Raw genomic sequence first — 16,499 nt, forward strand, 5'->3', positions numbered from 1 at the left:
GCGCAGTTGTATACGAATTTATTTTTAACGGATTGTATACCGTTTTCCAGGCAGGCTATTCACAAGTTCAAGCAGCTCCAGCTCTGTGAGCGCCGCCATAGTCTCCATCGCGGTCAGACCTGTTTGAGCAAAGAGATAATCGCAATCAACCGGCTCTGTACTCAGGTATTCATAAACCGCAGCCGCCCAGCCGGATACCCCTCTGCTCTGTAATTCCTGTTCGCTGAGCTTTTCGGCTGCCGCACTTTCGGATTCCTGAGCCAACATAGACAACTTCCTGGATTCTGAATGACAGGAGACATGTTTGATTTTTCTAGGTATATTGGCCGGAGAAACAATTTTAATACCGGAAGCGCCGCGAATTTTTGCAACAATTGTCTTTGGGTCCATTTTATCCGGGAATCTGTTGATGTATTCTTCCAGGATACTATAAACATTCATTACAATTTTGCCGCCGTCGCGAATAAGCCGGTTGCAGCCGGCCATGCTCACATCAAAAATTTCGCCCGGAACCGCAAAAACATCACGGTTTTGTTCCAGCGCATGGCGCGCTGTGTTCAATGCTCCGCTTCTTTCCGGTGCCTGCACCACCACAACACCGGATGATATGCCGGAAAGAAGTCGATTTCGAATATTAAAATGATAGCGGACCGCCCTTTCCCCAAATGCGAATTCACTGATTAATGCCCCGCCGCTATCCAAAATACGCCGTTTCAAGTCATGGCTGGCGGCCGGATAATCAATATCCAGCCCGCACGCCAGCAGGCCGACTGTACGGCCGTGTACCGCCAGTGCGCCCTCATGGCATGCATAGTCTATGCCGGCGGCAAGCCCGCTGACAACAACACAGCCAGCCGCAGCCAGATCAAAAGCCAGCCGGCGCGCGGTATTCTCGCCATAGCCGGTGCTCTCTCTTGTTCCCACGAGGGTAAGCAGCAGTTCTTCGTTCAGCCCTGTCAGGTCGCCTTTTACATATAATACGCAGGGCATGCATTCGATATTTCTAAAGCCGGAAGGATAATTGGAATCTTCCGGCGTAACAATTGCGCACGCATACTTTTTTGCAAGGCGCAGACTTTCTTTCGCACCATCTAAAGATACCGATTTGATTTTTTCAATTTCTCCGGGAGCAAAAATTCCGCTTTGTGCAAGCTGTTCCCGGGTCATCCGATAAAGCGACTCAGGTGACCCGATCTGCCTGAGCACTTTATCTGTTTTGATGCTGCCTGCGCCCAGCGCATGCTGCATCCAAATCCAGTAGATTATGTCGGCCATGTCTGCTCCTCCGCTGTGTTTTACCGGTTCATTTCCCAAAGTATGATTCCCGCAGCCATAGCCGCATTCAGGGATTCACTGTCGGGGCGCATCGGAATCTTCATTGTCTGACTGCATTGCCCAATCAATTCATTCGATAAGCCGTTTCCCTCATTGCCTATGACTACCGCGCATCCACCCTTCAGTGACAATTCACGCACAGAAACCGAGCTGTCATCCAGCGCGGCAGCGTAAACAGTGATCCCGCTGTCCCTGAGTTTGCGGACACAGCCGCACAGATCAGAGGTTACACGGACCGGTACTTTGAATACGCCGCCCATGGAAGCACGCAGAACTTTTGGACTGTACAAATCCGGACAATCTTCGGAAAGAATGACTCCACCCACGCCAAAAGCCGCCGCAGTCCGAAGGATTGTCCCAATGTTGCCGGGGTCCTGCAGGGAAGATAACAGGAGAAATTTACCGTTACAGTCTATTTTAACATCTGTTACTTCATTGTCAAGCATATGAAAGACGCCAAAGACACCCTGCGTACTCACTGACTGCGCAAGCTTTTCGGCAACAGAAGGTGAAATACGTAAAAATTCAGCCGATTTAAGCGCAATCGGCTGTGCGTCCTCATAATACCTGTCAAGCGCATCTTCCGTAGCGAAAAACAGTTCCGGAGGGTAGCCGGCCATAAATGCTTCCGCCGTCAGCTTCATTCCTTCTGTTACAAACAGTCTCTGCTCGTACCTGGTTTTCCGCGAAGCGGCAAGCTGCACATATTGTTTCACAGCGGGATTATCCCGCGAGGTAATTTCTTTGGATAAGTTGTTCATTCCATCACGCCCTTAGCAAAATACGCCCGGCGTCATAGACGCGGGCGTATGCATTTCGCTTATTAGAGAGCCGCTTTTGCTTTTTCAACAAGCGCGGTGAAAGCCGCAGTATCGTTGATTGCAATCTCGGAAAGCATCTTTCTGTTCAGTGCGACACCCGCCTTGTTGAGTCCATTCATAAAAGTGCTGTAATTCATGCCGTTCATGCGGCAGGCAGCAGAGATCCGGGTGATCCACAGGCTGCGGAAATTGCGCTTTTTCATCTTCCTTCCTGCAAAAGCGTAATTTCCAGATTTCATGACCTGCTGTTTGGCCATTTTAAAAAGCTTGCTCTTTGCGCCAAAATAGCCTTTAGCAAGCTTTAATGTCTTTTTTCTTCTCTTGCGCGTCATCATTGCGCCCTTAACACGAGCCATATCTATTTACCTCCGTTATGATACTATTTATTTGTAGGGGACAAGCAGTTTGATCGTTGCCACATTGGTCTTATCCGCATAAGTACCCTTGCGCAGACGACGAGTTCTTTTCGTATCTTTTTTGGTCAAAATATGGGATTTAAACGCGTGGGCGCGTTTCACTTTACCATTTTTGGTGAGTTTAAAGCGCTTTTTGGCACCGGTGTGAGTCTTTAACTTAGGCATTCTTGTTTCCTCCCTTTGTATTGGTTGCCGGCTTTGCAGAAATAAACATTACCATGCTGCGGCCCTCCATTTTGGGCTGCTTTTCAACAGAGCCATATTCGGATACAGCATCGGTAAAACGTTGCATGATGGTCGTTCCTAGCTCGGGATGCGCCATCTCACGGCCTCTAAAACGCAAAGCAGCTTTCACCTTGTCCCCGTCTTCAAGGAACTTGATAGCACGGTTGACCTTTGTGTTAAAATCATTGGTATCGATATTCAATGAAAGCCGAACCTCTTTGATTTCGATTACTTTCTGATTTTTTTTGGCTTCCTTCTCACGTTTTGCCTGTTCGAATTTATACTTTCCATAATCCATAATTTTGCAAACAGGCGGTACAGCCTGAGGAGCAATTTTTACGAGGTCAAGACTCTTCTCATCTGCCATCTGCTGTGCAGCGGCAATAGACACAACGCCCAACTGCTCGCCGTCTGTGCCTACGAGACGAACTTCCTTGTCCCTGATCTCCTCGTTGATGAGCAAATCCTTACTGCTAATGCGAAACACCTCCAAAGCCTTTCTATCAAAATGAAACTGAGCGCAGACAGAAACTGCCCACGCTCATCAATTACTTCGTTTATCCAAAAGGAAAACCCGTATTGACCAACCGTTTCAAGGAACGGCGAGGTGAGAACAGAGCCTGTTCTGCTTTGTTTACCTAAACAGAATATCACGTCCAGCAAATTCTGTCAAGCCCCGTCCCTATTTTATTTTTTCCGCAAATGTTTTGTTACAGCACGATTTCCTGTGAAAGCGAAAAGGAATACAGAACACACTCTTTTACCGGCAGCCCCAGGCTTTCGCCCAGCACCTTCCGGTAGAGATCAAGCTGGATACGATAGCGCTGCACCAGTTCTTCCGCTGTTTTCACATAATCTGTTTTGTAATCGACGATTATCGCTCCGCCGTTTTCCAGAAAGACACAGTCCGCAACTCCCTGGATCGCGGTTTTGCCTTCGGCATCAAAAATGCCCGTGTATTCGCCAAGGAGTTCCCTCCCCGCTTCCGCCAGAAACCGCAGTTCGCGCCAAACCTGTCCCGAAGCAAAGATGCGTTTTGCCAGAGAACTCTCAAAAAACCGTTTCAGTTTTTCTGCCGAAACAGCATCCGCTTCTTCCCTTGAGAGGAAACCTTTTGAGACCATCCGCTCCAGTTCGCCCTGCACATCGGCAGCGGCGGCATGATAATCGGAAAACTGCATGAACTTATGCATCGCGTTTCCACGCTGCGCTCCGGTCAGCCCTTTTTCAAGCAGAAATGCCGGACGCCTTGCAAACCGGTAGGCTTTTGCCATATCTCCTTTCGCAAGCTGGGAGACCGCCAGCTTGGTCGGTATCTTTGTCTGCGCCTCATAAGGATAGCGGAATGCCAGCCGCCGTTTCAGCAGCGCTTCAAAGTCGGCATCTGGCTGTGCCGGCTCCGAATCTTCCAAGGCTTCGCAAACCGGCTGCTTTTCCGATATTGGAACGATTTCCAGTGAAAGCGGCGCGTCGGCAGGGATTTTGCTTGCCTCAACCCCGCAGCCGGCCAATACGCCCTCCAGATCGGGATGATGAACGGCGGCCATTAGAATCCAGTCCAGATAGGACGCCGCTCCGCGCACCTGATAGGATGGCAGCTTGCCGCTGGAATCCGGCTCGTAAACAAGTCCCGACAGCTTTTCTTCCGTCTTTGCCGCAGTACCCGTGAGAAACAGCAGCTCCTTTGCGCGGGTCAGCGCCACATAAAGGATTCTCAATTCCTCGGAAAGCATGGAACGCTCGAGTTCCAGACGCAGCGCCTGCATGGGGACGGTGGTAAACTGGATCATTTTTTCAAAGTCACGCCGCATGCAGGCAAATCCCAGCCGGGAGTGCAGGAGCGTATTGCTTCTGAGGTCCTCCTTGTTGAACTGCTTTGCGCAGTCACATAAAAACACCACAGGAAATTCCAGACCCTTGGAACGGTGAATGCTCATGATACGCACGGCATCCGCCCGCTCAGACAATCCAGCGGCGGGAGACAAATCGGAGCCCCGCTCCAGCAGGCGGTCCAGAAAACCTGTGAAGCCGGAAACCCCTTTATAGCCGCCCGCGTGGTAATCGCAGGCGTACTGCACCAGCAGCAGCAGATTGGAACGCCTGGCCTGCCCAAAGCGCATAGCCTGCACCTTGCCCATATAATCAGTCTGCTCATAGATCTTGCGGATTACCTCGTCGGCGGCGGCCGATTCGGCAAGCTGGCGCAGAGAACGCAAAGCGGCAAGAAACTCCGCACAATGTTTGTTTCCGCTTTCAGCATGCCTGCAGACCGCCGTATAAAGCGGCCCGCGTTTCTGGCCGATGCGGATTTCCGCCATTTCATCGGCGGTGAACCCGAACAGCGCGGACATCATTGCCGCGGCAAGGTCTATGTCCAAAAGCGGATTTCCGATGACACGCAGCAGCGCTACAACCGGCGCAATTTCTTTTGTTCCGAGAAAACCGCTTTTCGGTTCCGCCCAGACAGGTACGCCCCTCTCGTTCAGCGCGTTTACATACGTCTGCGCTTTTCCGGCGGGAGAGCGAAGCAAAACGCAGATGTCGGAGGGCCGTATCTCCCGGAGTTTGCCGTCCTGCGTGACCTGCCTGCGGCTTTCCAGCAACCCTGCGATTCTATCCGCTACAAAATCCGCCTCTATTGCGGTCTTATCCTGCTCACCGGTGTAATCGCTCATATCCAAAAGGCAGACATTGCATCCTCTTTGTTCTCCTTGGGGAAATTTCGCTCCCGCAATCAGCGCTTCTTCTTCATCATAATCGATCTCCCCGATTTTTTCGCTCATCAGAAGGGAAAAGAAAAAGTTGATGCCGCCCGTAATTTCCGGCGAACTGCGAAAGTTCTTCCCCAGAATAATTTTGGCAGGAAAATCGGAGCCGTTATAAGGCAGATATGTTTTTTTCTTCTCCATAAACAGCTCCGGCATGGCCTGACGGAACCGGTAGATGCTTTGTTTGACGTCACCGACCAGGAACAGGTTGCTTTCTTTGTGCGAGACAGACTTGAAAATCATCTCCTGCGCCGCATTGGTATCCTGAAACTCGTCAATTAAAACTTCATCATAAAGCTGTGATATGGAATGCGCCAGAGGAGTCGGAGCGTATCCCGGACCGGCGGGCCTCACGAGCAGCGCGATGGCGTAATGCTCCATGTCGGAAAAATCCATCAGGTTTTTCTGCTGCTTTGCCGACGTGAAGGTGCGGTCAAAATCTTTCACCAGTTCAAACAGCAGACTGACCAGCGGACGCAGGAAGGCAATGTCCTCCGCGAATTCTTCCGCTGTCGCGCAGAACTGTTTTTCCCGCAGGGATTTTACCATCGTTTTCACCCGCGTACGCAGGGCCTGTACCGTCTCTTTGCGCGGGTCTTCCCCTCTGAGCGCCCCAAGTTTATCAAAGCTGAAAACTTCCAGCTTCCTGCATATTCCGTCCCAGTCACGGGCGGCAGCCAGCGCCGCCGTCTGCTCCAGTTGCAGCAGGTCGTGTGAAAAGGCATCGTAATAGGCCGCGGACATTTTTTCGTCCCCTGAAATGACGTCAAGTGCCTGTCTCGTCAGACCTGCGGCATAATCAAGCGCGTCGCCGGCATAATCGAGAATACAGGTTCCCCAGATAGAATCCGCCACATGCACGCCATCGCCGTAAAAAAGCAGGATACGGTCGAGCCAGTCAAGGTAAAACGGATGCGAACGGACAAACTGGTAAAGGCGGAACAGGGTGTAAAATACCTTGCTGTCGTCCCGCCCGGAACTGAGCAGTTCCGTCAGACGCCCGAAATCGCCGTTCTGATTCTGCTGGTGGAACCGTTCAACCGATTCCTTCGCGCAGTCCATTCTGAGGATATCCAGCTCTTTTTCATCTGCAATGCGGATATTGGCGGAAATACCAAGCTGCTGGAAATTGCTGCGAATCAGTTCCAGGCAAAATGAATGGATCGTGCTGATCTGCGCGCGCGTTAAAAGGAGCTGCTGGCGCCTTAAATTCGCGTCGTCAGGGTGTTCTGCCAAAAGCCCCGCGATGCGGGCCATAATGCGCTGTTTCATCTCCAGCGCGGCCGCATTGGAAAATGTCACCACCAAAAGGCGGTCGGCATCCACGGGGTCCTCCGGATCCAGAATTCGCCCGACCACGCGTTCCACCAGTACCGCCGTTTTGCCGCTGCCAGCAGCTGCGGAAACCAGTACAGTGCCACCGCGCGCTTCAATGGCATCCCTCTGCTGAGGGGTCCACTGTTTATCAGCCATCTGTTTCACCCTTTCTAATCAGTTCCAATGCTGCCGCCTTGTCCAGTTCCGTGATTTTACGCACCGCGTCTCCGTCCTCATGAGCACAGATCGCATGATAATCACACCACGAACAGGGCGCATAGCGGGAAACTCCGTCCACAGGCACAGCGGCAATCTTTCCGCTGTGCAGTTGCTCGGCAATCCCGCACAGAAGGCTTTCCACCCGTTCCTTGATCTGCCCCATCTGCGACAGATTGGCAAGCGAGGAATTTGCGTCATAGCTTCCGTCTTTCTTGGTCTTTACGGGAATAAAAATGCCCGCAAGGCCGGCTTCCATTGCTGTGAGAACTTCCCTGTTTTCCAGAAGGATGCCGCTCATCTTCATCTGTTTGCCCTGTGCGTCCCGCGCCGTTTTTTCATCCGTCTGCCGTTCGGCAGACAGCACCTTGTCCCGCGCGGGCATATAAAGCACACCCGCGGGGATGCTCTCTTGCCCGTCGCCCGAACTGTTTTCGCAGAGGGCAAACAGATAAATCAGCATCTGCATGTTTAATCCGTAGTAAACATCCGAAAGCCTGAACTCTTTCGCTCCAGACTTATAATCCACCACCCGGATATATTGCGTGCCGTTCTTTTTCAGCAGGTCAACCCGGTCCACGATCCCTTCCACAAGAATGCGGCTGCCATCCGGCGCATACAGCTCCAGCGGTTTGTTTTGGGCGTCCGCACGGATTGGAAGTTCAAATGCCGCCGGCTGGAATTCGCTCTGGGCAAATTCTTCCCCCAGCCGCTCCAGCAGCCTCACCAGAGTATTGACCAGCCTCTGAAACAGGTATTGAAACCGGGCGGGCATTCCATCAAGGTCGGCGATCCGCTCGGTAAGATAACTGCGGATAATCCGGGAAATTTCCTGCCGCATCGCCTGCTGATCAAGCGATGCCAGCCCCCCGCCACCGTACTTTTTTACCATCTGTTCCAAAACAAGATGAATCAGCGAGCCGGATTCAATGGGGTTGAATTCCGCCCTGCGGCGTGGATTCAGCTGCAATCCCGACTGGCAGAAATAAGAAAACGGACAGTTGTAAAACCGTTCCACACGCGACGGGGAAATCCGGATTTCGCTGCCGAACAGCCGCTTTGCCGTATCTTGGCCGGAAAGGTGAAATTCTTTCGTATCACAAAAACGCTCAAGCGCCCGCAGTCTTTGCGGTGATGTTGAAGCAAATAAATGCCTGAGCGCCTGCTGGCGCGGCGTACGTTCTCTCCAATGCCTGGTCATCACGTCGAACGCGGTCTTTTCGTTGCAGATTCTGTCAAGATCGTCTGTTGAGGACGTCATTTTGCAGCCCAGCAATTCTTCCACCTGCCGGAACATACCGGAAGGCGTCAGCCCATTTCCGGCGGTATCCTTCAGCGGACACGTGAGCCAGAGCTTTTCAGAAGCCTGCGTGATGGCAAAATAGGCAAAATACTGTTCGAACAGCGCGGTGCGTTCCGGTGTTTGCAGTAAATCAATGCCGTGTTTGCCAAGCAGATTTCTTTCGGAGGCTGAAAAAATCCCGGATGGAACGGACCAGCGCGGGAACTCCCCCTCGTTTAACCCGATGACAAATACGGCTTTCGGCGCATTTGGGCGGATGCGATCCGCCGTTCCGACAATGACCTGATCCAGCGTTTGAGGCAGAGTTCCGATATCCGCAGTGGCGATGCTCATGCGGAACAAATCAATCAGTCGGGACAGCGGCATATGCACGCCGCCAAGCGCGCCCCCGAATACGTCCAGCAGGTTCATAATTACATCCCACACCTGCGCGCCGGTATCGAGGAACTGTTTCTGAATATCTTCGGGCATTTCCCGGGCGCTGTTCGTCAGATTCTCCACAGCGCCGCAATCTGTCAGGTACTGAAATACCGCCGCGGCAAATTCGCGTCCGTCGCAGTCCGCCAGCCGCTTTTTCATACGCAGCAGCGGGGCCATCAGCTTTTTTCGCACCGCGTTGAGATCGTCAAGACGCACAGCGTCTTCCTCCGAAAGCGTCTGCTCCATGCCATCCGGATGATTGACAAAATCGGAGGTCCAGTCCTTTCCTTTGACACTCCAGACAAAGCAGTAATTTTCGAGCATACCAGCTTCCATTTCACTAAGCCCGGTGATACACTGCTTGGCCAGCGAGAGCATATAGTCGGAATCGAAATTGCTGCGCACCGCATCCAGCGCGCAAAGCAGCCCGTTTACGAAAGGGTTAACCTGAATATCGGCTCGCAGGTCTGTAAAAAAGGGAATCTCATAACGGGAAAACACTGTTTGCAAAGGGACAAGATAGCGACCCAAATCCCGCCCGATCACAGCGATGTCCCGATAGCGGCAGCCCTGTTCCTGTACCAGCAGCGCAATCTGCCCGCCGATATATTCCAGTTCGTCGTAGACATCCTCGCAGACAACCGCTGTCACGCCCTGTGTGGGGAAATCGCACAGGCATGGCTGTTCCTTCGGATATTCCGAGGCAAGATAGGCCAGCGCGGAGTTCTGATAGCGGTAAGCATGTCCGAGCACCAACGGCTTCGCGACACGGCTGCCGCATCGTTTCGCTTCCTCTACAAGCCTGTGGGCCGTCGCGGTAACTGCCGCCAAAACACCGGTTTTGTCTCCACTGTCCAGCCCCGCGCAGGTAAGCGTGACCGTAACATGCGGGCTGTCGGTCAGAATGTAGCGAAGCAGCTTCCACTCCGCGCCCATAAATGCCATAAATCCATCGACAAACACGTGATAGCCTTGAAAAAAATGCTCATTTTCCAGCGCCTTGCATGCGCGCGGCAGGCTGTCGTCAGGATCGTTATATCCCCGGTCTATAACAGCCTGATAGGCCTCAAAAATTAAGGCAATCTCTTTCAGTTTCTCTGAAAGGGCCTTGTCCGTGCTTTCCGCAGCCGCGCCGCGCAGCGTTTCAGGCGTGGCCCCCGCCGACTTCAACTCACCGATTGTTTCACAGATGGTCGAAACAAAGGCGGCATTTCCACTGCTTTTGTTATAAATCCTGAGCCCTCCGCCCATTCCAAGTTCCCCGAGGGTCACGCTCATCAGCAGATATTTTGCGGTGTCCTCCATATGGGTGCCCGCCAATCCGCCGTATTCGCGGAAAATCCGGTCGCACAGACGTGTAAAGCTCAACACCTCCACAGACAGCGCATCCTTGGGGCCGAGCTGCCTGTAAAGCGCTTTTTCGCTCTCAAATGAGGACTGCTCCGGCACCAGCAGAATGGCTTTCCTGCCGGATATTACACAATCCCGTATCCCTTTATACAGCAAGTCCGTCTTCCCTGTTCCGGCCGTCCCGAGAATCAGATGCAGCATGTCTCCACCTTCATTTCCAACTTTGATGCATCCTATTTTAGCATAAGACGGCAAAAAAAGACAGAGGGCAAAAAGCGCCCTCTGTCTGACGATATCCGGTTTTTATAATCCCATACCAAGCTGAATCGCCCGAAGGTTCGGTTCTGCAAGGTGCTGTTTTTTCGCCGGGACACATTTGTGGATTGCCTGCTCCACTGTCTCGAAAGAAGCAAATTTGGATTCCCCAAATGCCTTGCCGAGGATGATGATATTTGCCAGCCCCTGCAAGTTTTCGGATTGCGCCAATTCCGTAGCGGGAACGTAAAAACAGTGAATGTCTGTACGCTCGCATTTTTTATCAATTAACGAACTGTCGATCACTGCGATGCCGCCGGGAACCACTTTATCAATGAATTTATCATAGGAAGGCAGGTTCATGGCAATCAGAACATCCGGAGCCAGCACAAGCGGAGAACCAATCGGCTGATCCGAGAGGCAGACACTGCAGTTCGCGGTACCGCCGCGCATTTCAGGGCCGTAGGAAGGCAGCCAAGAAACATACTGGTCTTCAATCAAACCGGCATAAGCTACAATTTTACCGGCGAACAGGACGCCCTGTCCTCCAAAGCCGGCTAACAGCATATTAAGCATTGTGCTTTACCCCCTCCTCTGTTCTGTCCATGTATACGCCAAGGGGATAATAAGGCATCATGTTGTCACGCAGCCACTGAATCGCTTCAACCGGTGTGAAGCCCCAGTTGGTCGGGCAGGTGGAAAGCACCTCAACAATGGAAAATCCCTTGCCCTCAATCTGTGCGGTAAACGCTTTTTTTATTGCCGCTTTTGCTTTTTTAATATTGGGCACGCTGTCCACAGCCACTCGCTCCGCGTAAGCAACGCCGCTCAGGGTGGACAGCATTTCACAGACGCGGATGGGATACCCCGCGATATCCGTATCGCGCCCGTAAGGCGTAGTCTGGGTAACCTGGCCGGGAAGGGTGGTCGGAGCCATCTGGCCGCCGGTCATGCCATAGATTCCGTTATTTACAAAGATGACGGTAATATTTTCGCCGCGGGTAGCGGAATGGACGGTTTCGGCGGTACCGATCGCGGCAAGGTCGCCGTCGCCCTGATAAGTAAATACCACATTGGTGGGAATGGCGCGTTTCAGGCCGGTTGCAACCGCCGGGGCGCGTCCATGAGGAGCCTCCACCGCGTCACACGCGAAATAATCATAAGCCATAACCGAACAGCCTACCGGAACAACACCGACGGTGTTTCCCTCGATGCCAAGTTCATCGATAACTTCCGCTACCAGCTTATGAATGACACCATGTGTGCATCCGGGACAGTAATGGGTTGGAACATCCAGCAGCGCGTGCGGTCTTTGATAAACAATCGCCATTACCTGTCACCTCCTGTTAATTTCTCAATTTCCGATAATACTTCCGCCGGTGTCGGGATCACGCCGCCGGTGTGGCCAAAGAATGAAACAGGAGCTTTGCCGTTTACAGCAAGGCGGACATCGTCCACCATCTGTCCCATGCTCATTTCCACCGTCAGAAACGCCTTCGCGGTCTGCGCCGCTTTTGCAATGACAGCAGATGGATACGGCCAAAGGGTCTGCGGACGAATCAAGCCGACTTTTACGCCTTTTGCCCTTGCGCTGTTAATTGCGCTCCTGGCAATACGGGAGGTCGCGCCGTAGGCAACCACCACCAGTTCCGCGTCGTCCACCAGATATTCTTCGGCACGGGCTTCTTTGGCCTTGATGACTTCATAACGTTCAAAACGCTCTTTTACCTTCCGCTCCAGTTCGGTTGCTTGCAGATAAAGGGAATTCACGATATTATGAGGACGCTGATTTTTATGTCCGTTGGTTGCCCAGGATTCTTTATCAAAAGTGACCACTTTCTTCTCCGGAAAAACAACCGGTTCCATCATCTGTCCGAGCATTCCGTCGGCCAGAATCATGGCGGGCATCCGATAACGGTCAGCATTTTCAAACGCGTCAAACACCATGTCCACCATTTCCTGGATTGTAGACGGCGCAAACACCAAAATATGCAGATCCCCATGACCGGGGGCACGGGTGGCCTGCCAGTAATCCGACTGGGACGGCTGGATGCCGCCAAGCCCAGGGCCGCCGCGCTGGACGTTAATGATGAGACAGGGCAGATCCGAACCGGCGATATAAGAAATTCCCTCGCTTTTCAGGGAAATGCCCGGCGACGAAGAGGAGGTCATCGCCCGGACGCCGGCGGACGCAGCGCCCAGCACCATGTTGATTGCCGCAACCTCAGATTCCGCCTGCAGATAGGTTCCTCCGATTTTGGGCATGCGCTTGGACATATAGGCCGCAACTTCGGTCTGCGGGGTGATGGGGTATCCGAAGAAATGATGACAGCCGGCCTGAATCGCAGCTTCGGCAAGCGCTTCATTCCCCTTCATCAGTACTTTTTGATTGGAAGCCATTCTTTACACTGCCTTTCCTTATTTCTCCACAGTAATCGCACAGTCCGGACACATCACCGCGCACATTGCACAGCCGATGCATTTGTCCATCTCATCCACTTTTGCGGGATGATAACCCTTTGCATTTAAAACTGTTTTATTCAGAACTATAATTTTTTTGGGACAAACATGGATGCACAGTCCACAGCCTTTACAGATATTGTCGTTTACCGACATCTTTGCCATTCAAAACACCTCCTTATAGTTGAATCGAAAAAATCAACAGAGAGGTCATTCCTCCCATGGTTTTTTAACGAATATCCGTACGGGAAATACCGTACCGTTTTCAAGCAGCACACCTGTTTCAGCGGCAATCCGCTCGTCAACCGCCGTAAACAGCATGGGCACTCCATAAGTTTTGGCAGTTTCCTGGGCAAACCTGTCCGTTGCGGCAATGTCCTGTGGAGTGGTCGCATTAGAAAGATTGGAATTATTCACTACCCCGGTCACGGACAATCTGGAAACCCGCTGAATCTCTCCCAATATTTCGGCAGCATCTTCGGCAGTGCGGGTCAAATAACGGTAGCCGTTCACCACATAGAGCATATCGCATCCGCCTGCATCGCGGATTGCTGCGCTGTAGCGCCCCAAAGCGGCCGCACCGGCATCGTCGCCGCCGACATCGATAATCAAAGTCTTATCTGTTTCTATTTCAGCGTCAAGCCGCCCGGTAAGGGCCGGGATATCCAGATTTGTACGAGCATAGGTAGGCGAAACCAATTCAATCCCATGCTGCTGCATCAGCCCGGCAAAATCCGCACTCCTGAAATAGGGGTTCACAATATCCAAATCCACCAGGACAACCGGTTTTCCCATGGACTTCATATGCAGCGCCAAATTGACAGATAAATTGGTCTTTCCGCTGCCGTAGTGTCCAACGATTACCAGTATCCGTTTCAAGTTTTCGAGCAAATGATCACCTCACAGCCAACATTATTGTTATTATAACACGGTTGACCGTCCAGAACAATAACTGTTTGCCTGTATGGAATCATTTACTTTTAGAAATTGACTTGATAAAGCGGAGCAATGATAAAAAAGCCCCCCTCAAGAATTTCGTGCTCGCCGATCATTCCCGGGCAGGCTTTCAATGTACATTACTTTTTCTTCTTTTTGGCGGATAAAACCGCAAATATAATAATCAAAACCAGTGAAACGGCAAGAAGCCCGCCCATAATGACGATCATTGTACCCGATGAATCACCGGTCGCCGGATTGAACGCAAATATGGGTACCCCCATACAGACTGCCAGCATCAGCGCAGCCGATACGGCGGCCAACCGTTTAAAAAACCTGTCAAACAACACAAACACCTCGCAATCCTTCTTGATAACCTGAATTCATCTGTCAGTAGCCCAGCTGTTCGCCCACAATAATGACTTTTATGCGGCCCTTGGCGGTTTGCTGGCCATGAATAACATAGTCCGCGCAAATGCGGTCGTCACTGCGGCAGTTCTGACAGGCTCCCAATACCTTGCAGGGCGTTTTTTTATCCAGACGCATGGCGTTGGCGGGAGCTGCAATATCACTTACACGGCGTCTGGCCGCTTCAAGATCGGCAACAATTTTATTGTAACCGGCCACCACAATGACACTTTTGGGCCCAAAAATCATAGCGGCTACGCGATTCCCGTTTCCATCGACGTTATAAAGTTCCCCCTGCTCGGTAATCGCATTACTGCTTGTGAAAAATGTATCACAGAAGAAGGCCTGACGAAACACTTTTCCGACATCCACACCCGGTGCATAGCGGTCAAAAAACTGATACTTTCCGGAACGCAGATAATCAATGATGCCGCATTCGAACAACGTCATGGAACCGCCCACCGCTACCGACTTACCTTCCGCGCAAAGCTGGTCAATCAGGTTGACGGCATCCTTACAGGTCTTGACATAATAAGCATCCATCTTGTTATTCTGCAAATTTCCGATCGTTCTGTTGATTTTCTTTTCAATAACCGCATTCAAAGATGCATCCATAACAGACTCTCCCCGCTTCAGATAATGGTAGATTCAGTATTTTTTATTGTACAACTTTTTCATCTTTTTGACAATAAAATCTCCTCATAATTTCCTCAAAATTACACTAATTTCTTCCGCATTATGCGCAAGGCCAATGCTGCTTTGTCTGTCCCGCTCTTCATCAATGCCGAATCCATATGCGGCCGCCAGAAAGTCGATACCCGCTTCTTTCGCGCCCACGGCGTCATAAATGGTATCCCCAATCAGTACAGCGCGGGATTTATCCCGGCAGCCAAGTCTTTGCATTGCTTCCAGAACGATACCGGCTTTTGTAATATCAGAGCTCTCATCTCCATCGGTACCAACACAAACGTCGATTAAAGCATCGAGCCCGAAATGAGCCAACAGAAGCTTTGCCATCCGCTCCGGCTTCAATGTCGCAACGCCAATCTTGATTCCTTCCGAACGAAGCTGCATATTCAGTTCCTTCAGCCCATCATAAACGCGGGCGTTATAAATCCCTCTTGTTTCATAATCCTCCCGGAACCGCCGGACGCCTTCCTCCGCCTGTTTTGGAGTAAAGTCAACAAATGTTTGAAACGAATACAGCATAGGCGGGCCGATAAACTTACGAAGTATCGGCAGCTCAGGCATCGACTGCCCCATCCGCGCAAATGCAATCCTGAGGGACTCAAAGATTCCCTCCGAGGTATCTACCAGTGTGCCGTCAAAATCCCACAAAACCACATCATACTTCATGAATCAGCCTTATTCCTTTCCTTTTTGTGCAAACTATACTTCCTATAATAGTATATCATAGCAATACTGCCGATTCAAGCAAAACGCCATTCCGATCTGTGTGTGAACAGTTCGAAATGGCGTTTCATGATTACAGCCACCAGCAGTGATTCAGCGGGCCGCTTCCCGCCCCAAGGTTCAGGTTGGCTTTGAGCGCTCCGGTGATATATGCTTTTGCATTCTGTATGCTTTGTTCCAGGCTGTGGCCTGCCGCCAGGCCGCAGGCGATTGCGGAAGACAGTGTACAACCGGTTCCATGTGTATTTGGGTTGTCAATTTTCTCGCTTTGAAACCAGACCTCTTTTCCCTGCATCCAAAGCAAATCATCGCTGCAGTCGGACATATGCCCGCCTTTTATCAGGATTCCGCCCTGATAAAACTCCGCAATCTTTTCAGCGGCTTTGGACATATCCGGCCTGTTTTGAATGTCCATTCCAGAAAGGCATTCCGCCTCCGGTATATTCGGTGTGATTACGGAGGCAAGCGGGAAAAGCTGTCCGATTAACGCATTCATCGCGTCGTCTTTGAGCAGTCGGCTCCCGCTGGTTGCAACCATTACCGGATCCAGAACTACAATACGGGCGTTATATTCCCGCAGTTTTTTAGCGATAGATACGATGATGTCTTTATTGGATACCATCCCGATCTTTACGGCGTCCGGTCTGATATCGGTAAACACCATGTCCATCTGCTGTTCCACGAATTCCGGTGTTGCGTCCATGACTCCCGCCACCCCTGTGGTGTTTTGCGCGGTCAGCGCCGTTATGACGCTCATGGCGTACATTTTATGGGCGGTGATGGTTTTGATGTCCGCCTGGATTCCTGCCCCGCCGCTGCAGTCCGAGCCCGCTATGGTGAGCACTTTTTTCACGAT

Annotated in this window: 16 protein-coding genes; all 16 read right to left on the reverse strand. The window is 51.6% G+C overall.

What is annotated here, in order from left to right; genetic code table 11:
* Positions 1-24: 24 nt before the first annotated feature.
* Positions 25-1,275, reverse strand: coding sequence for a DNA-processing protein DprA (dprA, locus tag C1A10_RS17510; RefSeq protein WP_101911479.1), 1,251 nt, complete (start codon positions 1,273-1,275; stop codon positions 25-27).
* A 20-nt stretch (positions 1,276-1,295) separates the two neighbouring features.
* Positions 1,296-2,096, reverse strand: a complete 801-nt coding sequence (locus C1A10_RS17515; protein ID WP_101911480.1) for a TrmH family RNA methyltransferase — start codon at positions 2,094-2,096, stop codon at positions 1,296-1,298.
* A 62-nt stretch (positions 2,097-2,158) separates the two neighbouring features.
* Positions 2,159-2,512 (reverse strand): 50S ribosomal protein L20, encoded by a 354-nt coding sequence (gene rplT, locus C1A10_RS17520; protein ID WP_101911481.1) that lies wholly within the window; start codon positions 2,510-2,512, stop codon positions 2,159-2,161.
* Positions 2,513-2,539: 27 nt separating this feature from the next.
* A complete protein-coding gene (rpmI, locus tag C1A10_RS17525) occupies positions 2,540-2,737 on the reverse strand; it encodes a 50S ribosomal protein L35 (RefSeq protein WP_101911482.1) in 198 nt (65 codons plus the stop codon).
* Complete coding sequence (gene infC / locus C1A10_RS17530; protein ID WP_242968967.1) at positions 2,730-3,284, reverse strand: translation initiation factor IF-3; 555 nt, start codon at positions 3,282-3,284, stop codon at positions 2,730-2,732. The genes rpmI and infC overlap by 8 nt, the downstream gene beginning before the upstream one ends.
* 223 nt (positions 3,285-3,507) lie before the next feature.
* Positions 3,508-7,038, reverse strand: coding sequence for a helicase-exonuclease AddAB subunit AddA (addA, locus tag C1A10_RS17535; RefSeq protein ID WP_101911484.1), 3,531 nt, complete (start codon positions 7,036-7,038; stop codon positions 3,508-3,510).
* Positions 7,031-10,372 (reverse strand): PD-(D/E)XK nuclease family protein, encoded by a 3,342-nt coding sequence (locus tag C1A10_RS17540; protein ID WP_101911485.1) that lies wholly within the window; start codon positions 10,370-10,372, stop codon positions 7,031-7,033. The genes addA and C1A10_RS17540 overlap by 8 nt, the downstream gene beginning before the upstream one ends.
* Before the next feature lie 102 nt (positions 10,373-10,474).
* Positions 10,475-11,002 (reverse strand): 2-oxoacid:acceptor oxidoreductase family protein, encoded by a 528-nt coding sequence (locus tag C1A10_RS17545; protein WP_101911486.1) that lies wholly within the window; start codon positions 11,000-11,002, stop codon positions 10,475-10,477.
* The gene (locus C1A10_RS17550; RefSeq protein WP_101911487.1) at positions 10,995-11,756 is read right to left on the reverse strand and encodes a thiamine pyrophosphate-dependent enzyme; all 762 of its coding nucleotides are present in this window, start codon (positions 11,754-11,756) and stop codon (positions 10,995-10,997) included. Before C1A10_RS17550 ends, C1A10_RS17545 begins: the two co-directional genes overlap by 8 nt.
* Positions 11,756-12,826 (reverse strand): 3-methyl-2-oxobutanoate dehydrogenase subunit VorB, encoded by a 1,071-nt coding sequence (locus tag C1A10_RS17555; RefSeq protein ID WP_101911488.1) that lies wholly within the window; start codon positions 12,824-12,826, stop codon positions 11,756-11,758. Before C1A10_RS17555 ends, C1A10_RS17550 begins: the two co-directional genes overlap by 1 nt.
* 18 nt (positions 12,827-12,844) lie before the next feature.
* Positions 12,845-13,051 carry a 4Fe-4S dicluster domain-containing protein gene (locus tag C1A10_RS17560; RefSeq protein ID WP_101911489.1) on the reverse strand — a complete coding sequence of 69 codons (207 nt, stop codon included), beginning with the start codon at positions 13,049-13,051 and terminating at the stop codon, positions 12,845-12,847.
* 45 nt (positions 13,052-13,096) lie between these two features.
* Positions 13,097-13,777, reverse strand: a complete 681-nt coding sequence (locus C1A10_RS17565) for a nucleotide-binding protein (RefSeq protein WP_242968968.1) — start codon at positions 13,775-13,777, stop codon at positions 13,097-13,099.
* Positions 13,778-13,962: 185 nt separating this feature from the next.
* Positions 13,963-14,178 carry an LPXTG cell wall anchor domain-containing protein gene (locus tag C1A10_RS17570; RefSeq protein WP_101911490.1) on the reverse strand — a complete coding sequence of 72 codons (216 nt, stop codon included), beginning with the start codon at positions 14,176-14,178 and terminating at the stop codon, positions 13,963-13,965.
* Between the two features lie 34 nt (positions 14,179-14,212).
* Complete coding sequence (locus C1A10_RS17575) at positions 14,213-14,845, reverse strand: lactate utilization protein (protein ID WP_101911491.1); 633 nt, start codon at positions 14,843-14,845, stop codon at positions 14,213-14,215.
* Between the two features lie 84 nt (positions 14,846-14,929).
* A complete protein-coding gene (locus C1A10_RS17580; RefSeq protein ID WP_101911492.1) occupies positions 14,930-15,586 on the reverse strand; it encodes an HAD hydrolase-like protein in 657 nt (218 codons plus the stop codon).
* A 130-nt stretch (positions 15,587-15,716) separates the two neighbouring features.
* Positions 15,717-16,496, reverse strand: a complete 780-nt coding sequence (gene thiD / locus C1A10_RS17585) for a bifunctional hydroxymethylpyrimidine kinase/phosphomethylpyrimidine kinase (RefSeq protein ID WP_207654737.1) — start codon at positions 16,494-16,496, stop codon at positions 15,717-15,719.
* Positions 16,497-16,499 lie beyond the last annotated feature (3 nt).

The sequence above is a fragment of the Marasmitruncus massiliensis genome (assembly GCF_900186535.1).
GTDB lineage: Bacteria > Bacillota > Clostridia > Oscillospirales > Ruminococcaceae > Anaerotruncus > Anaerotruncus massiliensis_A.

Coding starts and splice junctions, on each gene's coding strand:
- dprA (WP_101911479.1), bottom strand. CDS start 1,275: ATGGCCGACATAATCTACTGGATTTGGATGCAGCATGCGCTGGGCGCA.
- C1A10_RS17515 (WP_101911480.1), bottom strand. CDS start 2,096: ATGAACAACTTATCCAAAGAAATTACCTCGCGGGATAATCCCGCTGTG.
- rplT (WP_101911481.1), bottom strand. CDS start 2,512: ATGGCTCGTGTTAAGGGCGCAATGATGACGCGCAAGAGAAGAAAAAAG.
- rpmI (WP_101911482.1), bottom strand. CDS start 2,737: ATGCCTAAGTTAAAGACTCACACCGGTGCCAAAAAGCGCTTTAAACTC.
- addA (WP_101911484.1), bottom strand. CDS start 7,038: ATGGCTGATAAACAGTGGACCCCTCAGCAGAGGGATGCCATTGAAGCG.
- C1A10_RS17540 (WP_101911485.1), bottom strand. CDS start 10,372: ATGCTGCATCTGATTCTCGGGACGGCCGGAACAGGGAAGACGGACTTG.
- C1A10_RS17545 (WP_101911486.1), bottom strand. CDS start 11,002: ATGCTTAATATGCTGTTAGCCGGCTTTGGAGGACAGGGCGTCCTGTTC.
- C1A10_RS17550 (WP_101911487.1), bottom strand. CDS start 11,756: ATGGCGATTGTTTATCAAAGACCGCACGCGCTGCTGGATGTTCCAACC.
- C1A10_RS17555 (WP_101911488.1), bottom strand. CDS start 12,826: ATGGCTTCCAATCAAAAAGTACTGATGAAGGGGAATGAAGCGCTTGCC.
- C1A10_RS17560 (WP_101911489.1), bottom strand. CDS start 13,051: ATGGCAAAGATGTCGGTAAACGACAATATCTGTAAAGGCTGTGGACTG.
- C1A10_RS17575 (WP_101911491.1), bottom strand. CDS start 14,845: ATGGATGCATCTTTGAATGCGGTTATTGAAAAGAAAATCAACAGAACG.
- C1A10_RS17580 (WP_101911492.1), bottom strand. CDS start 15,586: ATGAAGTATGATGTGGTTTTGTGGGATTTTGACGGCACACTGGTAGAT.